Origin of the sequence: Chitinophaga sp. (assembly GCF_035564935.1) — a bacterium.
Lineage (GTDB): Bacteria > Bacteroidota > Bacteroidia > Chitinophagales > Chitinophagaceae > Chitinophaga.
The window spans coordinates 1-2,624 of record NZ_DATMTE010000239.1 but is presented as its reverse complement, the minus strand read 5'-3'; the positions used below and the strand labels follow the sequence as shown (position 1 = coordinate 2,624).

General features: G+C 48.1%; 2 protein-coding genes and 1 pseudogene. 2 read left to right on the top strand and 1 reads right to left on the bottom strand.

The features are described 5' to 3' along the window. Positions 1-741: site-specific tyrosine recombinase (locus VN105_RS06360; protein WP_325639038.1), on the top strand; the 741-nt coding region annotated here is incomplete at its 5' end. A gap of 140 nt (positions 742-881) precedes the next feature. Here the strand turns inward: VN105_RS06360 and VN105_RS06355 are convergent. Beyond that, a complete protein-coding gene (locus VN105_RS06355; protein WP_325639036.1) occupies positions 882-1,772 on the bottom strand; it encodes a hypothetical protein in 891 nt (296 codons plus the stop codon). Between the two features lie 482 nt (positions 1,773-2,254). On the opposite strand from VN105_RS06355, the pseudogene VN105_RS06350 reads away from it, so the two are divergent. After that, a pseudogene (locus VN105_RS06350) lies at positions 2,255-2,624 on the top strand (hypothetical protein); the annotation flags it as partial.

Genomic DNA, 2,624 nt, shown 5'->3' with positions numbered 1-2,624 from the left:
GAAGATCTCCAGGGTTGTGTGCAATGGATAGCCCAATTGGGGATGACCGCCAGTTCACAGGCCAGGACCATTTCCGGTCTGAAAGCATTTTACAGGTTCCTCCTGTTGGAAGACATGGCGCAGGAAGATCCCACCCAACTGCTGGAAGCCCCGAAAATTCTCCGTAAACTGCCGGACGTGCTCACCTTTGAAGAGATCGAAAAGATCATTGCGCAGATACCGCTGGATACTGCTGAAGGCCACCGCAACAAAGCCATACTGGAAACCATGTACAGCTGCGGGCTCCGGGTAAGTGAAGTCATTAACCTCCAGATCACCCAGCTGCATATGGATGTTGGATTTATCCGGGTGATCGGGAAAGGTGATAAAGAAAGGATGGTACCCATTGGTAAAGACGCCATGCGGCAGATAGATATTTACCGAAGAAATGTTCGTATACTGCTGCCCGTTAAGCATGGCCAGGAAGACACCCTTTTCCTTAACCGTCGCGGTAGTGCACTGAGCCGGGTCATGATCTTCCTCGTGATAAAGGAACTGGCGCAAAAAGCGGGTATACAGAAAAACGTATCCCCCCATACTTTCCGGCATTCTTTTGCCACCCACCTGGTAGAGGGCGGCGCGGACCTAAGGGCGGTGCAGGAAATGCTGGGTCATGAAAGCATTACTACTACAGAGATCTATACCCACCTGGACCGGGAGTTCCTGAGGGATACCCTGGCGCGGTTTCATCCGAGGTTCTGATGCCTGCGGTTGCACGCTATTTAGGATGTGGGTGAAAATGAGAACAGCCACCCGGGGAAAGGCGGCCGTTCATCTGCTGTTAGAAGGCTACAAACAATTGGTAGTTTTGCCATGATAAGGAGGGACATACAAACAATCCTTTACAATAAGTTATGGGTTAGCAGGCGGTATTTATCACTCTTCTTTCCCTTCTGACCGGTGAGGGTGATCACATCGCTCAGCCAGCTGCCAATCTGGTCGGAAGCGCGTTTTACCCGTGACGACCGGTAAATAATATTTACATTACTGCATGGGCGCAGGTCTTGCCGGCCGGGCAGCCGTGACATCTTTTCATCTTCCGCCCACAGCAGTTCATTGTTCCTGTAAATTTTGAAGTACACATCCGGGCCCGGAGTTCTGCGGCCGGGAATGAGCGACTGCATCATGCCGTTGCTGAAGTGCTGCCTGGAAAAGTGCAGGGTGTAACGCCCCGCTTCATTGGTATGCGCCTGCCCGATCAGCTGACCGGTAACGGCGTTATAGGCCTCCACTTTCAGGTGCGGTTGCCCCGAAGCAGCAAAATGAGGTTTCACCACACCGGTAATTACCCAGGCGCCGGCGTTGGCGTATATATTATGCCAGGTAGTAGCGGGGATCACATATGCATAAGCGCCTACATAGCCATCGCTGTTGCGCTTCCAGTGCAGCACCAGTTTGCTCAGGTGGAAGTTGCGCGATTGCTGCGTGCCGTTCTTTCCCGGTAACTGGTCCAGGCACAGGTCCAGTTCCAGTGCTTCGGTGAACAGGTGTACCTCCTTCCAGCGGAGGCTGAAATTGCCTTTATCATCCAAAGTTGCTTCCGCCAGTAACCGGTCGGCTTTCATCAGTACTTCACGTGCAGACAACGGTTTCATGTCGTTAAAAATTCCAAAGGGCTGTTCTGATGCTGTAGACACAGCAGGCAGATACACCCGGATACGTGCATTTACCAGGGGCTCCACGCAATCCTGGCAAATAAGTGCAGAGATGTTTCCGATTAATAGGTAACTCATAATTTTATTTTTTTTAAAGAAAAAAAAGGGGTTAACGAGCATCACCTGATGAATTGATTCTGCATATGACTAACCTAAAAAAACAAACATGGTAGAAAGGCCATTACTATTAACTTTTTTGAGGACAATAGATTTAAGCCGGTTGACAATACAAAGATTAAGAACTTTAAAAGAGTAGTCAAGCGTTTAACAACTGAAAAAAGGGTTTGCGTATAATTACGTAAAAGAAGGATGGGAACTACGGTTCCTGCTTTTCTGCGGTATCAGGAAAGGGCCCGAAGCCATGCGTATAAATACGCATTTTCCGGTGAAGGATACGGAATCCCGGCGCCTTTTCTGCAGGCGTAAAAACGCTCAAACCCAATGGCACATTCAGTTACACCTGCGTAAAAACACAGGTGCCGCTTACATGATAAGTCAGTAGCCAGGTTGTATATGCAATTATTTGTAATAATTTTACCGCAAACTAAAACTTACCTACTATGAATGATTTTCCTAAAAGGCCAATTCCGGCGGACACCGGAGAGTTCATTTCCCTGGAAGAAATGAATACGCTTACAAAAAATCATGACGACGATCATGTGAACCAGAAATCCTTCGGCACACACGTTAAGGCAATGTGCTTTGGTAAGGATAAAATTATTGAACTGCTGGACCAACCCGGTGCTACTGCTTTGAGGATTTATTATGGCATAAAGGTGGATACAGACGGGGATGGTATAAAAGAGAAAAAAATGATACTGGTGGCGGTTGATGAAGAAGGTAATGATATACTTCCATCTGATAAAACTGCAGCTGCACCGGGTGGTGTTGTAGCCAAAGGTGGTATGGCAAAGATACTTGATCAGGGTG